The 25077-nt window shown below is 66.8% G+C and carries 27 protein-coding genes; 4 read left to right on the top strand and 23 right to left on the bottom strand.

Features of this window, described 5'->3' with window-relative positions:
- Window position 1: 1 nt before the first annotated feature.
- From nuoG to V5734_RS08140, 21 genes are all read right to left on the bottom strand, one after another.
- Window positions 2–2020: an NADH-quinone oxidoreductase subunit NuoG gene (gene nuoG, locus V5734_RS08240; protein WP_347313024.1), complete on the bottom strand. Its 2019-nt coding sequence runs from the start codon at window positions 2018–2020 to the stop codon at window positions 2–4.
- Entirely contained in the window at window positions 2020–2307 is a 288-nt protein-coding gene (locus V5734_RS08235; protein ID WP_347313023.1) for a hypothetical protein, read from the bottom strand. Before V5734_RS08235 ends, nuoG begins: the two co-directional genes overlap by 1 nt.
- A 120-nt stretch (window positions 2308–2427) precedes the next feature.
- The gene (locus tag V5734_RS08230) at window positions 2428–2844 is read right to left on the bottom strand and encodes a hypothetical protein (protein WP_347313022.1); all 417 of its coding nucleotides are present in this window, start codon (window positions 2842–2844) and stop codon (window positions 2428–2430) included.
- A 3-nt stretch (window positions 2845–2847) separates the two neighbouring features.
- Window positions 2848–4143: an NADH-quinone oxidoreductase subunit NuoF gene (nuoF, locus tag V5734_RS08225; protein ID WP_347313021.1), complete on the bottom strand. Its 1296-nt coding sequence runs from the start codon at window positions 4141–4143 to the stop codon at window positions 2848–2850.
- Between the two features lie 10 nt (window positions 4144–4153).
- Complete coding sequence (locus tag V5734_RS08220) at window positions 4154–4384, bottom strand: DUF5337 domain-containing protein (RefSeq protein ID WP_347313020.1); 231 nt, start codon at window positions 4382–4384, stop codon at window positions 4154–4156.
- Between the two features lie 7 nt (window positions 4385–4391).
- A complete protein-coding gene (locus V5734_RS08215) occupies window positions 4392–5180 on the bottom strand; it encodes an endonuclease (RefSeq protein ID WP_347313019.1) in 789 nt (262 codons plus the stop codon).
- A gap of 25 nt (window positions 5181–5205) precedes the next feature.
- The gene (locus V5734_RS08210) at window positions 5206–6357 is read right to left on the bottom strand and encodes an NADH-quinone oxidoreductase subunit E (protein WP_347313018.1); all 1152 of its coding nucleotides are present in this window, start codon (window positions 6355–6357) and stop codon (window positions 5206–5208) included.
- A complete protein-coding gene (locus tag V5734_RS08205; protein WP_347313017.1) occupies window positions 6357–6632 on the bottom strand; it encodes a hypothetical protein in 276 nt (91 codons plus the stop codon). The genes V5734_RS08210 and V5734_RS08205 overlap by 1 nt, the downstream gene beginning before the upstream one ends.
- Window positions 6629–7849, bottom strand: coding sequence for an NADH-quinone oxidoreductase subunit D (locus V5734_RS08200; protein ID WP_347313016.1), 1221 nt, complete (start codon window positions 7847–7849; stop codon window positions 6629–6631). Before V5734_RS08200 ends, V5734_RS08205 begins: the two co-directional genes overlap by 4 nt.
- Entirely contained in the window at window positions 7849–8454 is a 606-nt protein-coding gene (locus V5734_RS08195; RefSeq protein ID WP_347313015.1) for an NADH-quinone oxidoreductase subunit C, read from the bottom strand. Before V5734_RS08195 ends, V5734_RS08200 begins: the two co-directional genes overlap by 1 nt.
- A 10-nt stretch (window positions 8455–8464) precedes the next feature.
- The gene (locus V5734_RS08190; RefSeq protein ID WP_347313014.1) at window positions 8465–8998 is read right to left on the bottom strand and encodes a NuoB/complex I 20 kDa subunit family protein; all 534 of its coding nucleotides are present in this window, start codon (window positions 8996–8998) and stop codon (window positions 8465–8467) included.
- On the bottom strand, window positions 8989–9354 hold the full coding sequence (locus V5734_RS08185; protein ID WP_347313013.1) for an NADH-quinone oxidoreductase subunit A: 366 nt from the start codon (window positions 9352–9354) through the stop codon (window positions 8989–8991). The genes V5734_RS08190 and V5734_RS08185 overlap by 10 nt, the downstream gene beginning before the upstream one ends.
- A 191-nt stretch (window positions 9355–9545) precedes the next feature.
- The gene (locus tag V5734_RS08180) at window positions 9546–10328 is read right to left on the bottom strand and encodes a crotonase/enoyl-CoA hydratase family protein (protein WP_347313012.1); all 783 of its coding nucleotides are present in this window, start codon (window positions 10326–10328) and stop codon (window positions 9546–9548) included.
- A 12-nt stretch (window positions 10329–10340) separates the two neighbouring features.
- Window positions 10341–11201 (bottom strand): hydroxymethylglutaryl-CoA lyase, encoded by an 861-nt coding sequence (locus V5734_RS08175; protein WP_347313011.1) that lies wholly within the window; start codon window positions 11199–11201, stop codon window positions 10341–10343.
- Window positions 11194–11850, bottom strand: a complete 657-nt coding sequence (locus tag V5734_RS08170; protein WP_347313010.1) for a glutathione S-transferase family protein — start codon at window positions 11848–11850, stop codon at window positions 11194–11196. Before V5734_RS08170 ends, V5734_RS08175 begins: the two co-directional genes overlap by 8 nt.
- The gene (locus tag V5734_RS08165) at window positions 11847–13772 is read right to left on the bottom strand and encodes an acetyl/propionyl/methylcrotonyl-CoA carboxylase subunit alpha (RefSeq protein ID WP_347313009.1); all 1926 of its coding nucleotides are present in this window, start codon (window positions 13770–13772) and stop codon (window positions 11847–11849) included. The genes V5734_RS08170 and V5734_RS08165 overlap by 4 nt, the downstream gene beginning before the upstream one ends.
- A 42-nt stretch (window positions 13773–13814) precedes the next feature.
- The gene (locus tag V5734_RS08160) at window positions 13815–14528 is read right to left on the bottom strand and encodes a CatB-related O-acetyltransferase (RefSeq protein WP_347313008.1); all 714 of its coding nucleotides are present in this window, start codon (window positions 14526–14528) and stop codon (window positions 13815–13817) included.
- Window positions 14529–14547: 19 nt separating this feature from the next.
- On the bottom strand, window positions 14548–15003 hold the full coding sequence (locus tag V5734_RS08155) for a thermonuclease family protein (RefSeq protein WP_347313007.1): 456 nt from the start codon (window positions 15001–15003) through the stop codon (window positions 14548–14550).
- A gap of 4 nt (window positions 15004–15007) precedes the next feature.
- The gene (locus tag V5734_RS08150) at window positions 15008–16612 is read right to left on the bottom strand and encodes a carboxyl transferase domain-containing protein (RefSeq protein ID WP_347313006.1); all 1605 of its coding nucleotides are present in this window, start codon (window positions 16610–16612) and stop codon (window positions 15008–15010) included.
- 160 nt (window positions 16613–16772) lie between these two features.
- Window positions 16773–17411, bottom strand: a complete 639-nt coding sequence (locus V5734_RS08145; protein ID WP_347313005.1) for a lysozyme inhibitor LprI family protein — start codon at window positions 17409–17411, stop codon at window positions 16773–16775.
- Window positions 17408–18571: an isovaleryl-CoA dehydrogenase gene (locus tag V5734_RS08140; protein WP_347313004.1), complete on the bottom strand. Its 1164-nt coding sequence runs from the start codon at window positions 18569–18571 to the stop codon at window positions 17408–17410. Before V5734_RS08140 ends, V5734_RS08145 begins: the two co-directional genes overlap by 4 nt.
- 142 nt (window positions 18572–18713) lie before the next feature.
- On the opposite strand from V5734_RS08140, the gene V5734_RS08135 reads away from it, so the two are divergent.
- A complete protein-coding gene (locus tag V5734_RS08135; RefSeq protein WP_347313003.1) occupies window positions 18714–19172 on the top strand; it encodes a CreA family protein in 459 nt (152 codons plus the stop codon).
- 70 nt (window positions 19173–19242) lie between these two features.
- Here the strand turns inward: V5734_RS08135 and V5734_RS08130 are convergent, their stop codons facing one another.
- Window positions 19243–20466, bottom strand: coding sequence for a DegT/DnrJ/EryC1/StrS family aminotransferase (locus V5734_RS08130; RefSeq protein WP_347313002.1), 1224 nt, complete (start codon window positions 20464–20466; stop codon window positions 19243–19245).
- Window positions 20463–21134 carry an HAD-IA family hydrolase gene (locus V5734_RS08125; RefSeq protein WP_347313001.1) on the bottom strand — a complete coding sequence of 224 codons (672 nt, stop codon included), beginning with the start codon at window positions 21132–21134 and terminating at the stop codon, window positions 20463–20465. The genes V5734_RS08130 and V5734_RS08125 overlap by 4 nt, the downstream gene beginning before the upstream one ends.
- 104 nt (window positions 21135–21238) lie before the next feature.
- Between V5734_RS08125 and glmU the strand changes: the two genes are divergently transcribed.
- From glmU to V5734_RS08110, 3 genes are read left to right on the top strand one after another with little or no spacing between them, the layout of a single operon-like run.
- On the top strand, window positions 21239–22591 hold the full coding sequence (gene glmU / locus V5734_RS08120; RefSeq protein WP_347313000.1) for a bifunctional UDP-N-acetylglucosamine diphosphorylase/glucosamine-1-phosphate N-acetyltransferase GlmU: 1353 nt from the start codon (window positions 21239–21241) through the stop codon (window positions 22589–22591).
- A complete protein-coding gene (gene glmS / locus V5734_RS08115) occupies window positions 22591–24405 on the top strand; it encodes a glutamine--fructose-6-phosphate transaminase (isomerizing) (RefSeq protein WP_347312999.1) in 1815 nt (604 codons plus the stop codon). Before glmU ends, glmS begins: the two co-directional genes overlap by 1 nt.
- Window positions 24402–25076: a DNA alkylation repair protein gene (locus V5734_RS08110; protein WP_347312998.1), complete on the top strand. Its 675-nt coding sequence runs from the start codon at window positions 24402–24404 to the stop codon at window positions 25074–25076. The genes glmS and V5734_RS08110 overlap by 4 nt, the downstream gene beginning before the upstream one ends.
- The last annotated feature ends 1 nt before the right edge of the window (window position 25077 follow it).

The raw sequence follows: 25077 nt of genomic DNA, 5'->3' as shown, positions 1-25077 counted from the left end.
ATCACTCCGCCGCCATCGCTTCTTTGCCCCGCGCCTTCGCCATCGCCGAAAGCTCGGCCATGACCTGCGAGGCCCGCGCGATCGGGTTGGTCAGGTAGAAATCCGAAACCGCGCCGACGAAATCGGCCTTGGCGGGCGCCTTGACCGGCAGCGCCTGCCATTCGTTCTCCGCGACCTCGTCGATCCGGGAGAGATGCGGATGCGCCTGGACCAGCGCCTGCCGCAGAGCGGCCAGCGTGTCCCAGGGCAGCGTCGCGCCAAGCTCTGCCGAAAGCGCCCGGAGGATCGCCCAGTTCTCTTTCGCCTCGCCCGGGGCGAAACCGGCGCGCAGGGCAAGCTGCGGCCGGCCCTCGGTATTGACGAACAGGCCGTTCTCTTCGGTGTAGGCCGCCCCGGGAAGGATGACGTCGGCGCGGTGCGCCCCGCGGTCGCCGTGGCTTCCCTGGTAGATCACGAATGCGCCCGGTGCGATCTCCACCTCGTCGGCGCCGAGGTTGTAGACGACTTCCGCGCCCTCCAGCGCCGCCGGAAGACCGCCCTCGGTGACCGCGCCGACATCCATCGCGCCGACCCGCGCGGCGGCGGTGTGCAGAACCAGAAGCTTCGCCCCGGCGGCCGCCGCCGCCTTCATGACCTGGCTCAGCACCGCCTCGCCGTCCGCCTCGCGCAGCGCGCCCTGCCCGACGATGACGACGCCGGGAACGCCGGCCTTGTCGGAATGATCCATCGCGGCGAGCTTGACGAGCGCGTCGCGGCCGGTGCCGATATGGCTGTAGTCATAGGTCAGATCGACAGCCTCGCCGATCAGCGCGACCTTGGCGCCACCGGACCAGGCCTTGCGGATGCGGGCGTTCAGGACCGGCGCCTCGACGCGCGGATTGGTGCCGATCAGGAAGATCGCCTTGGCGCTGTCGATATCCTCGATCCGCGCGGTGCCGGCATAGGCCGAGCGGTTCCCGGCCGGAAGCCGCGCGCCATCGGTGCGGCACTCGACCGACCCGCCCAGCCCCTCGATCATCTGCTTGAGGCTGAAGGCGGCCTCGACCGGCGCCAGATCGCCGACGAGACCGGCGACCTTCCTGCCCTTCATCGCCTTCGCGGCAGCGGCCAGCGCCTCGCCCCACGTCGCCTTGCGGAGCTTCCCGCCCTCGCGGATATAGGGCGTGTCGAGCCGCTGACGCCGCAGCCCGTCCCAGACGAAGCGCGTCTTGTCGCTGATCCACTCCTCGTTCACGCCGTCATGGTTGCGCGGCAGGATTCGCATGACCTCGCGCCCCTTGGTGTCGACGCGGATGTTCGACCCCAAAGCATCCATCACGTCGATGGTCTCGGTCTTGGTCAGTTCCCACGGCCGCGCGGTGAAGGCGTAGGGCTTCGAGGTGAGCGCGCCGACCGGGCAGAGGTCGATGATGTTGCCCTGAAGGTTCGAATCGAGCGTGGTGTTGAGGTAGGAGGTGATCTCCGAATCCTCGCCCCGTCCCGTCTGGCCCATCTGTGTAATCCCGGCCACCTCGGTCGTGAAGCGCACGCAGCGGGTGCAGGAAATGCAGCGGGTCATCGTCGTGGCGACAAGCGGCCCGAGATCGAGATCTTCCGATGCGCGCTTCGGCTCCCGGAAACGGCTGAAGTCCACTCCGTAAGCCATTGCCTGGTCTTGCAGATCGCATTCGCCGCCCTGATCGCAGATCGGGCAGTCGAGCGGATGGTTGATCAGGAGGAACTCCATCACCCCTTCGCGGGCCTTCTTCACCATCGGCGAATTGGTCTTGATCACCGACGGCTCACCATTCGGGCCGGGCCGGAGGTCTTTCACCTGCATCGCGCAGGAGGCGGCGGGCTTCGGCGGGCCGCCCACGACCTCGACGAGGCACATGCGGCAGTTGCCGGCGATGGAGAGCCGCTCATGGTAACAGAAGCGCGGAATTTCCACCCCCGCCTGTTCGCAGGCCTGGATGAGGGTGAGGTTCGGATCGACCTCGACCTCGATACCGTCGATGATGATCGTGCGGAGGTTGGACATCAGTTATTCTCCGTGGGAACATTTAGGCCGGGCGTTTCCACCGGCGGCCAGGCCATGAAGGCCAGAACGAGAAGCGGCGCGAGCGAGAGCGCCGCCGAGATCAGGAACACCCCGGCCATCGGCCCGCCGCCCATGACGATCGAGGCGACGAGGATCCGCGTCAGGACCGCGCCGAGAACCGGCGCCGCGCAGACGAACATCACCGCCCCCCGGAACCCCGCCTTCTGGAAGACGATGACGTAGAGGATCGAGGCGATGACCGGGCCGAGGAAGGAGAGGATCGTCATGCCGCCGCCTCTTTGCCGCATCCGCGAAAACGAAACGCGCATTCCTTTTCTGTCACGCGCGCAACCTCCGTGGAGGTTATCGGGCGGTCGATGTTCAGTTCGGCGAGGTCTTGACTAGGTCTATCCATGTGCACGCTCCATGAACCCCGCCCCGAATAAAGCGAGCGAGACTACCAGCACATAGATCGCACCGAATACTTTCCACAGCACCGGCCGGGTTTTGGTACTTTGAACAACACTGCCACCCGGATTTCTCACTTCAACGTGGTCGGGCAGGTAACTCAGGATCAGACGATGCAATCCCGCGAGCATCCCGAAAAGCGCAACGCTTAGGATGAGTGGTGCCCAAGTACGCTCGCCAAGAAAGGCTTGGAGTCGATCTGCTACTGGCGTTGAAAGTGATCCGAAAACCAACCCAACGACCGTGACCCCAAGCCCGATAACAACGAACTTTGCGAAGGAAAGCTCGTCCCGACGATGGAGTGTCAGCAGCCATCGACCATCAACGAATTGGTAAGTGCGGTCGCCAGAAGCCATCGCTTACTCCGCCGCCATCGCGCCCGTGCGGCCGGTCTTCTTCGCCTTGATCCGGTCCTCGATCTCTTCGCGGTAGTGGCGGATGAGGCCCTGGATCGGCCAGGCGGCGGCGTCGCCGAGGGCGCAGATCGTGTGGCCCTCGACCTGCTTGGTCACGTCGAAGAGCATGTCGATCTCCTCGACCTCCGCGTCGCCGCGCACCAGCCTCTCCATCACCCGCATCATCCAGCCGGTGCCTTCGCGGCAGGGCGTGCACTGGCCGCAGCTTTCGTGCTTGAAGAATTTCGACAGCCGCCAGATCGCCGCGATCACGTCCGTCGACTGATCCATAACGATCATGCAGGCGGTGCCGAACGAGCTTTTCAGCTCGCGCATCCCGTCATAGTCCATGATCGCGTCTTCGCAGAGCTCGGCCGGCAGGATCGGGCAGGAGGCCCCGCCGGGGATCACCGCCTTGAGGTTCTTCCAGCCGCCGCGCACGCCGCCGCCATGCTTCTCGATCAGCTCCTTCATCGAGATCGACATCGATTCCTCGATCACGCAGGGCGTGTTCACATGGCCCGACATCGCGAAGAGCTTGACGCCGGTATTGTTGGGCCGCCCGAAGCTTGCGTACCAGTCCGCGCCACGGCGCAGGATCGCCGGGACCACGGCGATCGACTCCACGTTATTGACCGTGGTCGGGCAGCCGTAAAGCCCCGCGCCCGCCGGAAACGGCGGCTTCATGCGCGGCATGCCCTTCTTGCCCTCCAGGCTTTCCAGAAGCGCCGTCTCCTCGCCGCAGATATAGGCGCCGGCGCCGTGATGGAGGTAGAGGTCGAAATCGAAGCCCGACTTGCAGGCATTCTTGCCGATCAGACCCGCGTCATAGGCCTCGTCGATCGCCGCCTGAAGCGCCTCGCGCTCGCGGATATATTCGCCGCGGATGTAGATGTAGCAGGCATTCGCGCCCATCGCGAAGGACGCGATCAGGCAGCCCTCGATCAGCGTGTGCGGATCGTGGCGCATGATCTCGCGGTCCTTGCAGGTCGCGGGTTCGGATTCGTCGGCATTGACGACGAGATAGGCGGGCCGCCCGTCCGACTGCTTCGGCATGAACGACCATTTGAGCCCGGTCGGGAAGCCCGCGCCCCCGCGTCCGCGCAGGCCGGAGGCTTTCACCTGGTCGATGATCCAGTCGCGCCCGTTCGCCAGGATACCCGCCGTCCCGTCCCACTGCCCGCGCTTCTTCGCGCCGGCGAGCGAACGGTCGTGCATCCCGTAGAGGTTGGTAAAGATCCGGTCCTGATCTTTCAGCATTCCTTGGTCCTCATTTCCCCTGGCGCTGCCCTCGCCGCCAGATCCGCCAGGTTACGACCAGCGCCCAGAAGAACGCGGCCAGTGCGGCAAGGTCGAAGAGGAAGACATACCGGGGATCCCAGCCTTCCTTCCCACCCAGCCATTGCGCCCCGAGCCACAGGAGCATCGTCGCGGCGATCACCACCGCCACCATCCGCGCCTCGCGCGCGAGGCTTCTGTCTTCCGGCCCGGGCCTTGTCATTCACGCCTCAGTACACGTCCCCTTTGGCGACGCGCGCCGAGAACTCCGTCTTTTCGCCCTTGGCGAGCACCTTGGCCTGCTTCACCCATTCGTCGCGGGTGATGCGGCCGTGGAACCCGACCATCTTCTCGTCGACGAAGGCGATGTCCTTCGCCTTCCACGAGGCGATCTGGTCGAAATGCCAGACGCCGACCTCGTTCAGAAGCGCCTCCAGCTTCGGACCGACGCCCTTGATCATCTTCAGATCGTCGGCCTTTCCGCCGCGCGGGGCCGAGAGCATCTCGGGCTCGCCCGGCTTCGGATCGTCCTTCGATTTCGCCAGCGCCGCGTCGAGGCCCATTGCGGTGGCGGCTTTCTCGGCGGCAGGTGCCTTCGCGGCGGCTTTCCTGGCCGCCGGTTTCGCGGGCTTTGCCGCCGCCTTCGCCGCGCGCGGCTTGGCCGCGGCCTCCACGACGGCGGAGGTGGCCTTTGCGGGTTCCGGGGCCGGTTCGGCAACCGGTTCGGGCGCGCGCGCAACGGCGACCGGGGCCGCGCTCGCCGCCGGGGCCGCGGGACGCGGCGCGGGTTCGGCGGGCTGCGGCGCGGGCACCGCCTGATGTGCCGCCACGTCGCTCCGCGAACAGAACGCCCAGACGAGGAAAGCGCCGAGCGCCACGAAAAAGATCAGCCCGATGACCAGCGCCTTCAGAAATCCGTAGTGCGCGACGAACAGGAGCATCAGGGCGACAAGCGCCCCGCCCGCCAGCGCGACCAGCCAGGAATTTCGACGGCAATCCGCCTGTGACGTCTCGGACATTCCTCTTACTCCCCGTTACCCGTTCTCAGTACACGTCGCCTTTCTTCACACGATTGGAAAATTCCGTCTCACCGCCGCCGGCGAGGAGCTTGGCCTGTTCGATCCAGCCGTCGCGGCTCGCGCGGCCCTTGAACCCTTCGATATTGTCATCGACCCAAGCCAGTTCGGCCGGAGTCCAGCCGGCGACCTGATCGAAATGGTAAAAGCCGAGGCTGTGAAGGAGCGCTTCGAGCTTCGGCCCGACCCCTTTGATCATCTTCAGATCGTCCGCCCCAGCCTTCCGAGGCGCCTTCAGCGCGCGCGGCTTCTTCGGCTTCGCGGGGGCGGCCGGCGCGGGCTCCGCCGCCGCTGGCTTCGCCTTCGAGACGGCCCGCGCCTCCTGCACCGTCACGCCCGTCGCGTCGGCGGCCTTGCCCTTGGCGGGTTTCGGTTCGGTTGCCCGGCCCTTCGCCGGCGTCGCCGGGGCGGCCTTGCCCAGCCACGGGGTCAGAAGCGGCACTTCGGTGCCGTCGATCCGCTTGACCGTGTCGCCGATATCCACCGCGCGCTGGACCGAGGCGTTGTACTTCGTCCGGCCGCTCTCGAACTCCTTGAGGCTGGTGAGACCCTTCGCGGGCTCCGACGAATAGCGCCCGTTCTGCGGCCCCGGCACCGGAACCTTGCCGGCGGCGAGATCGTCGAGAAGCCGCGCGAGGCTCTCCGCCGTCAGATCCTCATAGTAATCCTTGCCGATCTGCGCCATCGGCGCGTTCGCGCAGGAGCCGAGGCATTCGACCTCTTCCCACGAGAACTTGCCATCGGCCGAGAGCGTGTGCGGCTGGGCGGCGATCTTTTCCTTGCAGACCGCGATCAGCTCTCCCGAGCCGCAGATCATGCAGGACGTGGTGCCGCAGATCTGGATATGGGCAAGGGAACCAACGGGTTGCAACTGGAACATGAAGTAGAAGGTCGCAACCTCCAGCGCCCTTATATGCGCCATGCCGAGCATGTCGGCGATATGTTCGATCGCCGGGCGGGAAAGCCAGCCCTCCTGCTCCTGCGCGCGCCAGAGAAGCGGGATCACGGCGCTGGCCTGACGGCCCTCGGGGTATTTCGAGATCTGCCCCTGCGCCCAGGCGAGGTTCGCGGGCGTGAATTCGAAGGCGGCGGGTTGTTCGGGATGAAGGCGGCGGAGCATTACTTGCAAGATCCCCAATTGACGAGTTTCAGACGCCCGCCGGGCGTCGCCACGAGATAGCCGTCATTGCCGAGCGCCACGGCCTGTACCTGAAAGTCGCTTGCGAACCAGCCATCGGCGACCAAGGCATCGGCGGCGGCCTGTTCGGCCATCTCGCACCCGTTTGCGATGAATATCTGGGCCAGCGGTTCGGCCAGGTGGTTCTTCGGCTGTGCCAGCGCGGCGACGGGAACGAGGACCAAAAGGCTGGCCGGCACGGAGCGAAGCGGGATCACCGGTCCACCTCCCCGAACACGATATCCATCGTGCCGATGATCGCGGCGACGTCGGCGAGAAGATGGCCCTTTGCCATCCAGTCGATGCTCTGCAGATGCAGGTAGCCCGGCGCACGGAGCTTCGCGCGGTAGGGTTTGTTGGTGCCGTCGGCGACGAGATAGACGCCGAACTCGCCCTTTGGCGCCTCGACGGCGGCATAGACCTCGCCCGCGGGCACGCGGAAGCCCTCGGTATAGAGCTTGAAGTGATGGATCAGCGCTTCCATCGAGGTCTTCATGTCGCGCCGCGACGGCGGCGTGATCTTGCCGCGCGCCAGGATGTCGCCCTTGCCGTCAGGCGCACGCAGCTTGGCGATGGCCTGATGGATGATCGAGGTCGATTGCCGCATCTCTTCCATGCGGCAGAGATAGCGGTCGTAGCAGTCGCCGTTCTTGCCGACCGGGACCTTGAAGTCGAACTCGTCGTAGCATTCGTAGGGCTGCGCGCGGCGCAGATCCCAAGCCATGCCGGAGCCGCGCACCATGACGCCGGAATAGCCCCAGCGCAGCGCGTCCTCCTCGGTCACGACGCCGATATCGGCGTTGCGCTGCTTGAAGATGCGGTTTTCGGTCAGGAGTCCGTCAAGGTCGTCGATGACCTTCGGGAATTCATGCGCCCATTCCTCGATGTCGTTCAGAAGGTCGTCGGGCAGATCCTGGTGCACGCCGCCGGGGCGGAAATAGGCGGCGTGGAGCCGCGCGCCGCAGGCCCTCTCATAGAAGACCATGAGCTTTTCACGCTCCTCGAACCCCCAGAGCGGCGGGGTCAGCGCGCCGACGTCCATCGCCTGCGTGGTGACGTTGAGAAGGTGGTTCAGGATGCGGCCGATCTCGGAATAAAGCACCCGGATCAGCGAGGCGCGGCGCGGCACGACGGTTCCGGTCAGCTTCTCGATGGCGAGGCACCAGGCATGCTCCTGGTTCATCGGCGCCACGTAGTCGAGCCGGTCGAAATACGGCAGGTTCTGCAGATAGGTGCGGCTTTCCATCAGCTTCTCGGTGCCGCGATGCAGAAGCCCGATATGCGGGTCGCACCGTTCCACCACCTCGCCGTCAAGCTCAAGCACGAGGCGAAGAACGCCATGTGCCGCAGGATGTTGCGGGCCGAAGTTGATGTTGAAGTTGCGGATGCTCTGTTCGCCGGTCAGCGCGTCCTCGAAGCCCTTGGACCCGTCCATCACTTCGCCTCCTGCTTTTCATCGCCGGGCAGGATGTACTGCGCCCCTTCCCAGGGCGACATGAAATCGAACTGCCGGTAGTCCTGGACGAGCTTCACCGGCTCGTAGACGACGCGCTTCAGCGCCTCGTCGAAGCGCACTTCGGTGTAGCCGGTGGTCGGGAAGTCCTTGCGCAGCGGATGCCCGCGGAACCCGTAATCGGTGAGGATCCGGCGCAGGTCCGGATGGCCGGAAAAGAGAATGCCGAACATGTCGAAGACCTCCCGCTCGAACCAGTTGGCCGAGGGGTGGATATCCACGATCGAGGGCACCATCTCCTCTTCGCGCACCGCGACCTTCACCCGGATGCGGACGTTCTGGTACATCGACAGGAAGTGGTAGACGACGTCGAAGCGGGCCGGACGCTCCGGATAATCGACTGCGGTGATGTCGACGAGGGTCGAGAACCGGCAGGTGCGGTCGACGCGCAGGAATTCGACGAAGTCCGGCAGACCGCCGGAGGTGACGGTGACGTTCAACTCGCCACAGGCGATTTCGGTCGCCAGAACCTCGGCGGGCCGCTTCAGTTCGATATGGGCGGCCAGTTCCTCTAGGGCTTCGGACATGTCTTTCTCCTCAGCGGACGAGCGTGCCGGTGCGGCGGATCTTCCGCTGCAGCTGCAGGATGCCGTAAAGCAGCGCCTCGGCGGTCGGCGGGCAGCCCGGGACGTAGATGTCGACCGGCACGATCCGGTCGCAGCCGCGCACGACGGAATAGCTGTAGTGATAGTAGCCGCCGCCATTCGCGCAGGACCCCATCGAGATCACGTAGCGCGGCTCGGGCATCTGGTCGTAGACCTTGCGGAGCGCCGGCGCCATCTTGTTGGTCAGCGTACCCGCGACGATCATCAGGTCGGACTGGCGCGGAGAGGCGCGGGGGGCCGTCCCGAAACGTTCGAGATCATAACGCGGCATCGAGGAATGCATCATCTCGACCGCGCAGCAGGCAAGACCGAAGGTCATCCAGTGCAAGGAGCCGTTGCGCGCCCAGTTGATGATGTCCTCGGTCGTGGTCAGCAGGAAGCCCTTGTCCTGCAATTCCCGGTTCAGCGCCTGGGTCGCGACCTCGCGGTCCGCGCCGGCGGTGTTGGCACCCGTCATCACGCCCATTCCATCGCCCCCTTCTTCCACTCATACGCGAAACCTGCCGTCAGCACCCCGAGGAACACCATCATCGACCAGAACCCGACGGTGGAGATATCCTTGAAGGCCACCGCCCAGGGGAAGAGGAAGGCCACTTCCAGGTCGAAGATGATGAAGAGGATCGAGACGAGGTAGAAGCGCACGTCGAACTTCATCCGCGCGTCGTCGAAGGCGTTGAAGCCGCATTCGTAGGCCGAGACCTTCTCGGGATCGGGGTTGCGCACCGCGATGATCGCCGCGGCGAGGATCAGCACGAGGCCGAGGGCCACCGCCATTCCGAGGAAGATCAGGATGGGGAGATATTCGCGCAAGAGAATGTCCAAGGGCTGGCTCCTACGTCTGGCGCCCCGGTCGGGCCGCACGTGATTGGCTCTCGCCCGTTTACTCCCCCACCCTGACGGGGTCAACTCAAGGCGGCGCGGAAAGACGCCCGAAAAACCGGCGGAATCGCGAATTTGCGGACGGTTAGCGGCAACGGGTGCGCGGGCATCGCCGCGCTGCGGCGACTCGGGTCTCAGCCTTTCCAGGCGGGCGCGCGTTTTTCGAAGAAAGCGGCGATGCCCTCGCCCGCCTCCGGTCCTTCCCAGCAGCGCACCAGCGCCTGGATCGTCTCGGCGATGACCGCCTCGTCGATGGGCGGGCCGAGGCGGCGGGCGAGCGCCTTGGCGGCGGCGACCGCACCCGGCGCGCAGGAAAGATAGGGTGCGACCTCGGCCTCGACGGCCGCGTCAAGGTCGTCCGGTGAGACGGCGCGCGCCAGAAGACCGAGCGTCACCGCCTCCTCCGCGCCAAAGATCCGCGCCGACATGAAGACCCGCCGCGCCATCGCCTCGCCCATGCGGGCAAGGACGTAGGGTCCGATCGTCGCGGGGATGAGGCCCAGTTTCGTTTCGGTCAGGCCGAATTTGGCGGTCGCGGCACCAATGGCCACGTCGCAGACCGAGGCCATGCCGACGCCGCCGCCAAAGGCGTTGCCCTGAACGCGCCCGATCACCGGCTTCGGGCAGGTGTTGAGCGCATTCAGCATCATGGCGAGCTTCGTCGCCTCCCCTGCCCTCGTCGCCCCGTCGGCCGCCATCTGCTCCTTCATCCAGCCGAGATCGCCGCCGGCGCAGAAGCTCGCCCCCTCCCCAGTCAGCACGATCACCCGCACCGCCGGGTCGCGGCCAAGCCGGGTGGCGGCCGAGGTCAGTTCCGCGATCATCGCCGAGGAGAGCGCGTTGTGCTTTTCCGGCCGGTTGAGCACCAGCTGCGCCACCCCCCGTTCGTCCGCCGTGACAGAAATCGTCTCGTACATGCTTTCTCCCTTTCAGGCTGCGCCCGCGCGCATTGCCCGCGCCAGCGCCGCCGCTTCGTCCAGAACCGCTCTGTCCAGTCCGGTCGCGAACCCGCGCGCCGCAAGATGCGCCGCGACCGCCTCGGTCGCGACGTTCCCCGCCGCCCCCGGCGCATAGGGGCAGCCGCCGAGCCCCCCGACCGCGGCGTCGAAGACGCGCAGCCCCCGCGCGAGCGAGGCGTCGATATTCACCAGCGCCCGCGCCGCCGTATCGTGGAAATGCCCGGCGAGCCGGTCTGCGGGCAGTTCGTCCAGCACGGCCGCCAGCATCGCGTCCACCGTCTCGGGCCGGCCCTGCCCGATCGTGTCGCCCAGGCTCACTTCATAGCAGCCCATGTCGCGCAACGCGGCCGCAACCCGCGCCACCGCCGCCGGGGCGATGCGTCCGTCATAGGGGCAGTCGGTCACGACCGAGACATAACCCCGGAGCGGGAGGCCATCGGCCATCGCGGCCTCCGCCACCGGGCGGAAGCGCTCCAGGCTCTCGGCGATAGTGCAGTTGAGATTGGCCTTGGAGAACCCCTCCGAGGCCGAGGCGAAGATCGCGACCTCGTCGGCCCTTGCGGCCTTCGCCCCCTCGTAGCCCTTCATGTTCGGCGTCAGCGCCGCATAGCGGACGCCCGGCGCGCGGACGATGCCGGCCAGCACTTCGGCGCTGTCGGCCATTTGCGGCACCCATTTCGGGCTCACGAAACTCGCCACCTCGATGCGGCGAAACCCGGCGCGGGACAGAAGATCGACCAGCGCGATCTTCTCCGACGTCGGAATGACGCGCTTTTCGTTCTGCAACCCGTCGCGCGGGCCCATCTCGACGATCTCGACAAACTCAACCATCCCAGGCCTCGTAGAAGTCCCGCTTGTATAGAAGGTCGGCGCCTTTTGGCGGCAGCGACTTGCGGAAGGCGGGGCGGTCGGTCACCCGGTCGTACCACCGGCCGAGGGCCGCGAAAGGCGCCACCTTCGCGAAGCGCCGCGCCATGTAAAGCGCCTGCGCCACGCCGATATCGGCAGCCGAAAAGCCGGTGTCGAGAAGGTGCTCCCGCCCCGTCAGACGCTGTTCGAGGGCACCGTAGCATTTCTCCAGCCGCTTCGCCTCGATCCGCATCACCGTCGGGCTGCGCATCGCGTCGTCGTAAAGCGCGATATGCTGCTGGGTCAGCGCGGCCGTATGCTGGCTGATCGTCTCGGCGAAATGCACCCAGATGAGCCAGTCGGCGCGCTCGGGATCGCCGGGCATGCGGCCCATGCCCTTCTCGGGGAAGCGTTCGCAGAGATATTCCGTGATCGCCCCGCTTTCCCATATCACCCGGTCGTCGATCTCCAGCGCCGGCACCCGTCCTGCCGGATTCACGGCGAGATAGTCGAGCGAGCGGAGGGACTTGTCGAAGGGATGCACGACGGTGTCGAATTTCACCCCAAGCTCATGCAAGAGCCAGAGCGACCGCATGGACCGGGTCTGGTGGCAGTGATGCAGGCGGATCATTCGTCCTCCTCAAGCCGCACCAGCGCCGCGCCCGCCTCGACCTGGGACCCGGCCGAAACCAGCACCTCGGCGACGGTGCCATCCCGCGCGGCGGTCAGCGTATGTTCCATCTTCATCGCCTCGAGGATGGCAAGCCGGTCGCCCGCCGCCACCGCCTGCCCTGCCGTGACGAAGACCGCCTTCACCAGACCGGGCATCGGCGACAGCGTGAGCCCGCCGCCGGCGGCATCGCTCTGCCGGTCGAGCGGATCGACAAGGTCGAAGTGATAGGCGCCCGGCCCGAAGATGCTGACCCTGCCCGGCGTGAGGACGATCCGCGCGCCCGCGGGCCGGCCGTTCACCCACCACATGTCGCCGCGCAGGCGGCACTCGGCGACCTCGTCGCCGATCGTCACCCGTGCATGTCCGGCGCCGAGCATTTCGAGAAACGCCTCGACACCCTCCAGCGTCACCGTCCGTTTCAGCGGTGCCCAGATCGCGAAGCCCGAAAGCGCCTCTCCGCCACCGGCGAGCCCTGCAGCGCCCAGCGCGGCGAGCGCCCGGACCGCGAGATCGGGCGCGGCGGCCGCCGTCAGCGCGTCGAGGTCACGGGCGATGAGGCCGGTGTCGACATCGCCCGCCGCGAAGCCCGCATGGCGGGCGAGCGCGCCGAGGAACGAAAGGTTGGTGACCGAACCCGCGACCTCGGTATCCTCAAGCGCCGCGCGCAGTTTCGACAACGCGATGGCGCGGGTCGCCCCGTGAACGATGATCTTGGCGATCATCGGGTCGTACCAGGGGCTGATCGTGTCGCCGGGGCGCACCCCGGTATCGGCGCGCGCGCCTTCGGGGAAATGCAGATGTGTCAGTGTGCCGGTGGCCGGCAGGAAGCCCGCCGGCACGTCCTCGGCATATAGCCGCGCCTCGAAGGCGTGGCCCGTCAGGCGCAGATCCTCCTGCCGCGAGGTGAGCGGTTCGCCGGAGGCCACGCGCAACTGCCATTCGACGAGGTCGATCCCCGTCACCGCCTCGGTCACCGGATGTTCGACCTGAAGCCGGGTGTTCATCTCCATGAACCAGAAGCGGTCGGCGCGGAGACCGTCGGAGGCGTCGACGATGAATTCGACCGTGCCCGCACCGCTATAGCCGATCGCCTCGGCCGCGCGCACCGCCGCCTGCCCCATCGCGGCCCGCATCTCTTCTGTCATGCCGGGCGCGGGCGCCTCCTCGATCACCTTCTGGTGGCGGCGCTGGAGCGAGCAGTCGCGTTCATAAAGGTGGACCGCACGCTTGCCGTCGCCGAAGACCTGCACCTCGATATGACGGGGTTTCTCGACGAACTTCTCGATGAGGACGGCGGGATTGCCGAAGGCGGTCCGCGCCTCGCCCTGCGCGCTCTCCAGCTTCTCGGCGAAGTCGCCCGGCCGTTCAACCAGACGCATCCCCTTGCCGCCGCCGCCCGCCACCGCCTTGATCAGGACCGGGTAGCCGATCGCCTCGGCCGCGCCGGCGAGGTGCTCGGGGTCCTGGTTCTCGCCGTGATAGCCCGGCACGACCGGCACGCCCGCCTCCTCCATCAGCGCCTTCGCGGCGTCCTTCAGGCCCATCGCGCGGATCGCCTTCGCGGACGGCCCTATGAAGACGAGGCCCGCCGCCGCGACCGCGTCGACGAAATCGGGGTTCTCGGAAAGGAATCCGTAGCCGGGATGGATTGCCTCGGCGCCAGTCGCCCGTGCGGCGGCGATGATCGCGTCGCCGCGCAGGTAGCTCTCCTTCGGGGCCGGCCCGCCGATATGCACGGCCTCATCCGCCATCGCCACGTGGCGGGCGGTGGCGTCCGCATCGGAATAGACGGCCACCGTACCGACGCCGAGCCTGCGGCAGGTGTCGATGACCCGGCAGGCGATCTCGCCCCGGTTGGCGATCAGGATTTTAGAGAACATTCGACCTCTCTCCTCATGGACATGGTCAAGAGACCCAATTGCCTATCCCAGCGCATCTACATGTTCCTTAATGGTCAACCGCTCTTCGGGCAGGACATCCCATCCTTCCGATGCGGCTGCGAACTGCGCGACGAAGTCCTCCGGCGCGGAGATATCGAGCTCGGCGAGTTGCCAGGCCGGGTAGCGCCACCACGCAAGACCCAGAAGTGCGCGCGCGAGGTCCGGCGAAAATCGCGGCCGGATGACGCGGGCCGGAACGCCGCCGACAATCGTATAGGGCGGCACGTCCCGGGTCACGACCGACCGTGCCGCGATGATCGCGCCGTCCGCGACCGTGATCCCGCCCTTCAGCAGCACATCGTCGCCGATCCAGACGTCGTTGCCGATCGCCACCGGCTCGGGTGCCGACCGGTAGTCCGGAAGGTCCGGCCGGCTGGCCGTCCCCGACCACCGGCGCATGCGGCGCAGCCGGTAGAAGACCGGGCTGCTCGACACCCAGTTCGTCGGATGCCCGTCCCCCATCACACGGAGCCCCGTGCCGATGGAGCAGTAGCGCCCGACCCGCTCGATCAGCGGATCGTAGCTCTGCGCGTAGCTGAACGCGCCGAGCGGCATGAGCCCGGCGGGATGGTGCTGGCTGCGCGCCTCAAAGCCCGTATCGTCGGACACCCGCAGATCGACGTTTCCCGGCTTGGGAAAGAAGATGATGCCGCGGCCTTCCTCCAGCCTGGCCAGACTGTCACGCGTCAGCTTCATGCCCGCTCCAGCTGCACGATCAGCACCACCCCGTCCGCTCGCCACCCGCATAGGGGCGCGCATGGCCGGCGGCGATCATTCGCCGCGCCAACGGCTCGCCGTCGACGAAGGCCGCGAGTTCCGACGGGCACGCCGGCGAGAATAGCTCCGGCGTATCGAAACCGGTGAGACGGGCGGCCGTTTCGCCGCGCCCCGGGCACCACATCCGCACCGTATCGCCGTCCACGACCCGATAGATGCGGCATCCCCCGTCCACCCCGGCGCCCGGCCGCGCGACGGCAAGAAAGGCATCTGCCACCGTCGGCAGGACGATGAGCCCTGCAGCCGCCACGACGATGACGGCGCCGAGATAGGTTCCGGGATCGGCAAGCCGCAGCCGCCGCTTCGGCCGGCGCGGAGACAGACCCATGCTCCATCGCTGTGGCCGCCGGTAGTCGCGGCTCATCGGGATCACATTGTTTTTCCGCCGCGCCATCGCCTCACATCCGGAAGACGCCGAAGCGCGTGGGTTCGATGGGGGCATTGAGCGCCGCCGAGAGGCTGAGCGCCAGAACCTGCCGCGTCTTCCGGGGGTCGATGATCCCGTCGTCCCAAAGCCGCGCGGAGGCATAAAGGGGGTGCGACTGCTCCTCGAACATCTCGATCGTGGGGCGCTTGAACTCCGCCTCCTCCTCGGGGCTCCATGTGCCCCCTGCCCGCTCGATGCCATCGCGCTTGACGGTGGCGAGGACGCCGGCCGCCTGTTCGCCGCCCATCACCGAGATGCGGCTGTTGGGCCAGGTCCAGAGAAAGCGGGGGGAATAGGCGCGGCCCGCCATACCGTAATTCCCGGCGCCAAAGCTCCCGCCGACCAGCATGGTGATCTTCGGCACATTGGTCGAGGCGACGGCCGTCACCATCTTGGCGCCGTGGCGCGCGATACCCTCGTTCTCGTATTTCCGGCCGACCATGAAGCCGGTGATGTTCTGAAGGAAGACCAGCGGGATGTTGCGCTGGCTGCACAGCTCGACGAAATGCGCGCCCTTCACGGCGCTTTCCGAGAAAAGGACCCCGTTGTTGGCGACGATCCCGACCGGGCAGCCCGCGACATGGGCGAAGCCCGTCACCAGCGTCTCGCCGAAGCGCGGCTTGAACTCGTCGAAGCGGGAGCCGTCGACGATCCGCGCGATGACCTCGCGGATGTCGTAGGGCGTACGGAGGTCGGCGGGAACGACGCCGAGGATCTCCTCGGGGTCGTAGGCGGGATCCTCGGGGCTTTGCCATTGCACGGTCGCGGGCTTCGCCCGGTTCAGATGCGACACCGCGCGGCGGGCCAGCGCCAGGGCGTGGCCGTCATCCTCGGCGAGGTAGTCGGCGACGCCCGAAAGCCGCGTATGCACGTCGCCGCCGCCGAGATCCTCGGCGCTGACGACCTCCCCGGTCGCCGCCTTCACCAGGGGCGGGCCGGCGAGGAAGATCGTCCCCTGTTCCTTCACGATGATCGAGACGTCCGACATCGCGGGCACATAGGCACCACCCGCCGTGCACGATCCCATGACCACGGCGATCTGGGGGATGCCCTTCGCGCTCATCCGCGCCTGGTTGTAGAAGATGCGGCCGAAATGATCGCGGTCGGGGAAGACCTCGTCCTGGTTGGGCAGGTTCGCGCCACCGGAATCGACGAGGTAGACGCAGGGCAAATGGTTCTCTTCGGCGATCTCCTGCGCGCGGAGATGCTTCTTCACCGTCATCGGATAATAGGTGCCGCCCTTCACGGTGGCGTCATTGGCGACGACCATCACCTCCTGCCCGTGGACCCGGCCGATCCCCGCGATGACGCCGGCGGCGGGGGCATCGCCGCCATACATGCCATGCGCCGCTGTCGCCCCGATTTCGAGGAAAGGGGAGCCGGCGTCGAGGAGGTTCGCCACCCGCTCGCGTGGGGGCATCTTGCCGCGCGCGACGTGGCGGGCGAGGGATTTCTCGCCGCCCCCGGCGGCGGCAGCACGGGCGGCCCCGGCGATGGTGGCAAGCATCGCCTCATGCCCCGCGCGGTTGGCGCGGAAGGTCTCGGAGGTGGGGAGGACGGTTGAGGTCAGGCGCATGGTTAGCTCCCGAAACAGGGTTGCATTGCGCGGAGGGCGGCGCCCGGCCCGCGGGGTGGGCGAGAAGCGCCCGCTCCGGAGGGCGGGTCGGGCGCTGCCCGGCGGTACCGCCATATCTGAAAACCGCGTCCAGTCGCGGTAGGTGAGCAGGGTTTCGGCACTATTCACACCCGAACTGACTTGGAAAGCTGCGTATTTGGAGGCCGGGCGGTCCTTTCATGTCTTCAGTTCCGCCAAACTGCCACGTCGCATCAAGAAACTCGAAAACATGCGCGGCGTTCATCTGCAAAAGGCACTCTGCCTTCGCGATACTCTTCACCGAACCGCCCTGATTGACGACATAGATTAGATTGCAACGCGCATCCCGATAGGCTTTCCACGCGTCTTGCTCCGCGACGATGGCATTCCTTGTCGGAAGCCATCCGGGCAAAGTAGCTGCACTGTCGCTCACATCATACTCACGCATCTTCTGTTCCACGATGATGTTAAGCAGGCTTTCCCAAATCTCTGCTTCCGCCGTTCGACATTGCGCAATGTCCAGAGTTGAAGCACTGTGTGGCGGCGTAACCTCGCAAGCCTCCGCAGCGTCTCCGACACAAGAACCGTTGTCCTGACCGGCAAGAACATGCTCGTAACAACTCTGAACAATTGAGCGATCAACCGGTGCCTGCGTTTCAGCCGCCGCTCCGAAAGTCGTACCCAATCCAGCGCAAAGAGCCGAACCGAGGCACGCGAACGGTGCAGGCCCGGCAACGTTTCCGGTCTTTTGCTCTCCGCCCGGTTCTTGGGACCACTTCACCCCATCGCCCCCATCAGTTCCCGCCCGATCAGCATGCGGCGGATCTCGCTCGTGCCCGCGCCGATCTCCATCAGCTTGGCGTCGCGGAAGATGCGCGAAACCGGGGTTTCGTTCATGAAACCCATCCCGCCCATCGCCTGCACCGCCTGATGCGCGACCGCCATCGCCTCTTCGGAGGCATAAAGCACGCAGGCCGCCGCGTCCTGGCGGGTGACTTCACCCCGGTCGCAGGACCGCGCGACCTCATAGACATAGGCGCGGGCGGAGTTCATCTTGGTATACATATCCGCGATCTTGCCCTGCATGAGCTGGAAATTCCCGATCGGCTGGCCGAACTGCTTTCGCTGCGCGAGATAGGGCATCACCTCATCCATGCAGGCGGCCATGATGCCGGTGCCGATGCCGGACAGCACGACCCGTTCGTAATCGAGCCCGGACATCAGGACGCGGACGCCCTTCCCCTCCTGTCCCAGCACGTTTTCGAACGGCACCTCGACATCCTCGAAGATCAGCTCGGCCGTGTTTGACCCGCGCATGCCAAGCTTGTCGAAATGCTTGGAGGTGGAGAAACCCTTGAAGGTCTTCTCGACGATGAAGGCGGTGATGCCCTTCGATCCGGCCTCGGGGTCGGTCTTGGCATAGACCACCAGCGTATCGGCGTCCGGCCCGTTGGTGATCCAGAACTTGGTGCCGTTCAGGACGTAATAGCCGTTCCGCTTCTCCGCCTTCAGCTTCATCGAGACGACGTCCGACCCCGCCCCGGCCTCGGACATGGCGAGCGCGCCGACATTCGCGCCGGAGATCAGGCCGGGCAGGTATTTCCGCTTCTGCTCGTCCGTGCCGTTGAGCTTGATCTGGTTGACGCAGAGGTTCGAATGCGCGCCGTAGGAGAGGCTGACGGAGGCGGAGGCGCGGGCGATCTCCTCGATCGCGATGACATGAGCGAGATAGCTCATCCCGGCCCCGCCATATTCTTCCGGCACGGTGATGCCGAGAAGGCCGAGATCGCCCATCTCTTTCCAGAGTTCGGCGGGGAAGGTGTTGCTGCGGTCGACCTCCGCCGCCATCGGCTTCACCCGGTCCTGCGCCCAGCGATGGACCATGTCGCGCAGGGCGTCGATCTCGTCGCCGAGATGGAACTTCATGGACGCGGTGAACATCGGCTTCCCCTCCCAGGAAATGAACGCATGTTCAATTCATAGATCGAAGCGTGAGTCGGGTCAAGATGTGACCGGCACGGCAACCTTGGAGCGGCCGGGGCGTTGTGTCATCGTCCACCTTGCCCCGATACAGGAGAATTCGATGCGCGCCCGCCTCTCCCTCGCCGCCCTCGCGACCGTCACGGCCCTTCCTGCCCTCGCCGAGGTCGTCGGCAAGGTCGGCGTCGACTGGGTCGGCAACGACATCTATGTCGAGGCGATCCCGGACCCGAAGGTGGACGGCGTGACCTGCCACATCGCCTATTTCGACCGCTCGGTGATCGACCGCCTCAGCCAGGGCAACTGGTTCGAGGATCCGTCCTATTCCGCGCTCGACTGCCGCCAGACCGGACCGATCACGATCGGGGCCATCGACCGGGGCAAGGATGGCGAGACGATCTTTTCCGAAGGCACCTCGCTCGTCTTCAAGTCGCTTCGGGTGACGCGGATCTTCGATGCGAAGAACAACACGCTGATCTACCTCGCCCATGCGTCGGAACTGACGCAGGGATCGGGGAAGATGTCGCTCTCGACCGTGCCGCTTTACGACGCCGCGAAGTAAGGGGGCGCTGCCCCCTCCCCCGGACTACATCCGGGGTTCACCCCGGAGTATTTTCGAACAGAAGAAGGGGTCAGTCCGCCGCCGGGATGTCGGCGGCTTCGGCATCGCTCTGGAACACGGCTGAGACCTCCTCGCGCAGGATGCGCGCGATAAGCGCTATATCCGCTTCGCTGAAGGTCAGCGGCAGGCGCATGTCGATCAGTCCGGCAAGAACGCGGTCGGTCTGCGGCAGGTTCTGGGACGGCGCGTAGCGCCAGGAATCGTGGCGCGAGGTGAAACCCGTGGGCTCGTCGGCGCCGAACCATTTGAGTTCCACGCCGCGGGCCGCGGCGCGCGACAGGAGCGCGCGGACCTTTCCGGCGGGCCAGTCCGGCAGCAGGAACTGGAACGAGGAGGCGACATACGCCTCCGCCACCGGCCGCGCGATGAGCCGCAGGCCGGGCGTGCCGGCGAGGCCCGCCTCCAGCACGCGGTAGAGCGCGTTCCAGCGCGCGCATTGCCGTGGCAGGTCGGCGAGTTGCGGGCGCAGGATCGCGGCGCGGAGGTTGTCCATCCGTCCGGAGACGTTGGGGGTGACGTATTTCACCCGCTCGAACGCCTCGGCCGGGGGCGCCGCGCGGTGGCGGTCGTAAAGCATGTAGCTGCCCGAGAGGATCGTCGCCCGCGCCATCAGGTCGGCGTCGTCCGACACGATCAGCCCGCCCTCGCCGGAATTCATGTGCTTGTAGGTCTGCGTCGAGTAGCATCCCGCGATGCCGTGCCGCCCCGAGGGCACGCCATTCCACGCCGCCCCCATCGTATGGGCGCAGTCCTCGACCACCTTCAGACCGGCCGCGTCGCAGACCGCCATGAGCCGGTCCATGTCGCAGATATGCCCGCGCATGTGGCTGAGGAGGAGCGCCTTCGCCCCCGCCGCCTTCCCGGCGAGGTCGTCGATGTCGATGGTCAGCCCCTCCGTCGTCTCGACGAAGACCGGCACCGCTCCGACGGCGGCGATGGCGCCCGGCACCGGCGCCAGGGTGAAGGCATTGGTCAGGACGCGGTCGCCGGGCCCGATGCAGAGCGCCCTGAGCACGCAGCCGAGCGCATAGCCGCCCGAGGCGACGGCAAGGCAGTATTTCGCCCCGGTGAACTCCGCGAATTCCTCTTCGAAGAGCGCCGCCTCGGCCGCCTCTCCGGGCGTTGTGTTGTAGCGATGCAGCCGGCCGTGGCGCAGCACCCGCAACGCGGCCTCGATCCCGGCCTCGGGGATGGGTTCCTGCTGGGTGAAACTGCCGGTGAACCGCTCGCTCATGCCGAGGTGTCCAGCAACTCCGCCGCGAGCGCCGGCAAGGCGTCGAAACGGTCGAGGAGCGCCTCCGGCGAGAGCCGCGCGACACCCTGCCCTTCGGGGCCAAAGGTGACCAGCGCGACCGGAACCCCGGCAGCGGCTGCCGTCTTGCGGTCGGTCTCGGTATCGCCGATGAGCATGGAGCGCGCCACCGACCCGCCAGCGCGTTCCACCGACAGGCGATAGGGCGCGGGATCGGGCTTTCGGACCGGCAGCGTGTCGGCGCCGACGAGCGATCCGAAAAGGTCGCGCACCCCGAGCCGGGTCATCAGGATCTCGGCCAGCCGCTCGGGTTTGTTGGTGCAGATGCCGGTGGCGAAACCCGCCCCACGCAAGGCGCGCACCGCGTCGACGGCACCGGGATAAAGCCGCGTCTCACGGTCGATGCCGGTCTCGTAGATCGCGAGGAACTTCGGATACTCCCGGTCAACATCGTCCTCGGAACCGCCGCCAAGCCGCGAAAGACCGAGCCGAAGCATCGCCCGACCGCCATGAAACGCCGTCAGCGCGTCACCAACCGGATCGAGAAGGTCGCCGGTGCCGAGCCCCCGGAAACAGGCATTCGCGGCGGCGATCAGGTCGGCCGAGGTGTCGGCCAGCGTTCCGTCGAGATCGAAGATTACCGTGCGCATGCGGCCGAGCCCCTGTAACCTGCCGAAAGGAACTTTGATCCCCGCCCCCTTGCGGCGTCCGGGGCCTTGGTTAAAACGGGCCGGACCCGAAGGAAAGCACATTCATGGCCACAGCGCTCATCATTCTCGCCGCCGGACAGGGGACGCGGATGAATTCCGACCTCCCCAAGGTCCTGCACCCGCTTGGAGCGGCGCCGCTTCTGCACCACGCCATGCGCGCGGGCGCGGCCCTGGAGCCGGAGCGGACGATCGTCGTCGTCGGTCACGGCGGCGACCGGGTGCGCAAGGCCGCGCTCGCCTATGACGAGACCGCCGAGATCGTCGTGCAGGACGAACAGCTTGGCACCGGCCACGCCGTGGCACAGGCGCTGCCGCTGCTCGCGGGCTTTGACGGCCGGGTCGTCGTGCTGTTCGGCGACACGCCCTTCATCCGGGCCGAGACGCTGGAGAAACTCGCGGCATCGACCGCCGATGTCACGGTGCTCGGCTTTCATAATCACGACCGGCCGCAGCGCTACGGCAGGCTTGTCGTCGAAAACGGCGAACTGACGCGCATCGTCGAGTTCAAGGACGCGACGCCGGCCGAACGCGAGATCACGCTGATCAACAGCGGCGTCGTTGCCTGCGACGCCGGTATCCTCTCCGACCTCGTCGCGGGGCTGACGAACGACAACGCCGCGGGCGAATACTACCTTACCGGCATCGTCGCCATTGCCCGTGCACGCGGGCTGTCCACCGCCGCCGAGACCTGCCCGGAGGAAGAGACGCTCGGCATCGACACCCGCGCCAGCCTTGCCGCCGCCGAGGTGATCTTCCAAACCCGTGCCCGCGCCGAGGCGCAGGAGAACGGCGTCACCCTCACCGCGCCCGAGACGGTGTTCTTCGCCCTCGACACCGTGATCGGCCGCGATACCGTGATCGCGCCGAACGTCGTCTTCGGCCCCGGCGTCACCGTCGAATCCGAAGCCGAGATCCTCGCCTTCTGCCATCTCGAAGGCTGCCACATCTCGCGCGGCGCCCGCGTCGGCCCCTTCGCCCGGCTCCGCCCCGGCGCCGAACTGGCCGAAGACGTCCATGTCGGCAATTTCGTCGAGATCAAGAACGCCATTCTCGACGAGGGCGTGAAGGTCGGCCACCTCACCTATCTCGGCGACGCCCATGTCGGCGAGCACACCAATATCGGCGCCGGCACCGTGACCTGCAACTACGACGGCGTGATGAAGCACCGCACCGAGATCGGCGCGCGGGCCTTCATCGGTTCCGACACGATGCTGGTGGCCCCGGTCAAGATCGGCGCCGGCGCCCTCACCGGATCGGGCTCGGTGATCACCGAGGACGTGCCCGACGACGCCGTGGCGCTCGGCCGTGCGCAGCAGGTCGTGAAGCCGGGGCTCGCGAAGAAATTGTTCGAAAAGTTAAATTCTTCGAAGGCAAAACGGCAGAAAGAGGCAGAATAATGTGCGGTATTGTCGGGGTGCTCGGGCACCATGAAGTGGCCCCCATCCTCGTGGAAGCCCTGAAGCGGCTGGAATATCGCGGCTACGATTCCGCCGGGATCGCGACCGTGAACAACGGCCGGCTCGACCGCCGCAGGGCAGTCGGCAAGCTCGTCAACCTCTCCGACCTTCTTGTGCACGATCCCCTGCCCGGCAAGGTCGGGATCGGCCATACCCGCTGGGCCACACACGGCGCCGCCACGGTGGTGAACGCCCATCCCCACCGCTCCGGTCCGGTCGCGGTCGTCCATAACGGCATCATCGAGAACTTCCGCGACCTCCGCGCCGAGATGACCGCCGCAGGCATGTCCTGCGAGACCGAGACCGACACCGAAACCGTCGTGATGCTGACCCGCCACTTCATGGACCGGGGCATGGCGCCGCGCGAGGCGGCCGTGGCCACGCTCCGCCGCCTCGAAGGCGCCTTCGCGCTCCTCTTCCTCTTCGACGGCGAGGAGGACCTGATGATCGCCGCCCGCAAGGGCTCGCCCCTCGCCATCGGTCATGGTGACGGCGAGATGTTCGTGGGCTCCGACGCCATTGCCCTCGCCCCGATGACCGACCGGATCACCTATCTCGAAGAGGGCGACTATGCCTTCGTCACCCGCGAGGGCGCGGAGATCCACGATCTTGAAGGCCGCCGTGCCAACCGGGAGGTCGCGCGCATCCAGCTTGACCAGACCCGGATCGAGAAGGCCGGCTACAAGCATTTCATGGCCAAGGAGATCGCCGAACAGCCGGTCGTCCTTGCGGACGCAATCAAGCATTACACAACCGGCGGTACGATCAACCTTCCCGAAGGCCTGGACTTCTCGCTCCTCGACCGGGTGACGATCGTGGCCTGTGGCACCGCTTACTACGCCGGCCTGACCGCGAAATACTGGTTCGAAAGCCTCGCCGGCCTGCCCTGCGAGGTCGATATCGCCAGCGAGTTCCGCTACCGCGAACCGCCGATGCCGGCGAAGTCCTATGCGATCTTCGTCAGCCAGTCCGGCGAGACGGCCGATACGCTCGCCGCCCTGCGCTATGCCGCCGACAAGGTGGAAAAGGTCGTCTCGGTGGTGAACGTGCCCACCTCGTCCATCGCGCGCGAAAGCGACGTGTCGCTGCCGATCCTCGCCGGGGTCGAGGTCGGGGTCGCCTCAACCAAGGCCTTCACCTGCCAGCTCGCCGTCCTCCTCCTCCTCGCGCTGAAGGCCGGCCGTGACCGCGGCCGGATCGACGACGCGGCCCTCGCCGGGCATCTCGCCGCTTTCGCGACCCTGCCGGGCCTGATGAACCAGACCCTCTCGCGGGAACCGGGCATTGCCAGGATGGCCGCGTCCCTGGCCGAGGCGCAGGACGTGCTCTTCCTCGGTCGCGGCGCTATGTTCCCTCTCGCCCTTGAAGGCGCTCTTAAACTCAAGGAAATCAGCTATATACACGCCGAAGGTTATGCGTCCGGAGAACTGAAGCACGGCCCCATCGCGCTGATCGACAAGACCGTCCCGGTCGTCGTCTTCGCCCCCCGCGACGGGCTGTTCGACAAGACCGTCTCGAACATGCAGGAGGTGATGGCGCGGCATGGCAAGGTCCTGCTCGTCACCGACGGACAGGGCGCGAAGGAGGCCGGCGAAGGCACCTGGTCGGTGCTGACGATGCCCGACATCCCGGTCCTCCTCGCACCGATCCTCTACGCGCTGCCGGCGCAACTTCTCGCCTATCACGCGGCCGTGGCGAAGGGGACGGATGTCGACCAGCCGCGCAACCTCGCCAAGTCCGTGACGGTCGAATGACGCCGGAGGCGGCCCTCGACGAGATCCGCGCCAAGGCCGATCCGGAACGGGCGGCGGGTGCTGTCGCCTATCACAAGGCGCCCCGCGTCTATCTAGGCGTGTCGGTCCCCGAGATCACCGACCTCGCGAAGACATGGCGCGCGGGGCTCGACGTGCCGGGCCGCGTCGCCCTCGCCGATACGCTCTGGCAGACCGACATTCACGAGGCCCGCATCGCCGCCGCCAAGCTCCTGACCCAGGCGCGGATCCGCGACGATGAAGGGGTCTGGGCGCTCATCGCCTCCTGGGTGCCGGATTTCGACGGCTGGGCGATTGCCGACCATGCCTGCGACGCGGGCGGACGCCGTCTTGTCGCCGATCCGTCGCGCCTCGACGAGGTCGAGGGCTGGACCACCTCGCCCGACATGTGGGTCCGCCGCGCCGCGCTCGTCATCACGCTGCCTTGGACCAAGCAGAACCACCCGACGCCCCAGGACCTCGCCATTCGCGACCGGGTGCTCGGCTGGGCCGCCGGCTACGCGGACGATCGAAACTGGTTCATCCAGAAGGCCATCGCCTGGTGGCTGCGCGACCTTTCGAAACACGACCCCGAGCGGACCCGCGCCTTCCTCGAAACCCACGGCGCGCGCCTCAAACCCTTCGCACGCAAGGAAGCCGGCAAATACCTCTGAC

The organism is Defluviimonas sp. SAOS-178_SWC (assembly GCF_039830135.1).
In the GTDB taxonomy this organism is placed as follows: Bacteria; Pseudomonadota; Alphaproteobacteria; order Rhodobacterales; family Rhodobacteraceae; genus Albidovulum.
This window is presented reverse-complemented; position numbering and strand designations above follow the sequence as displayed.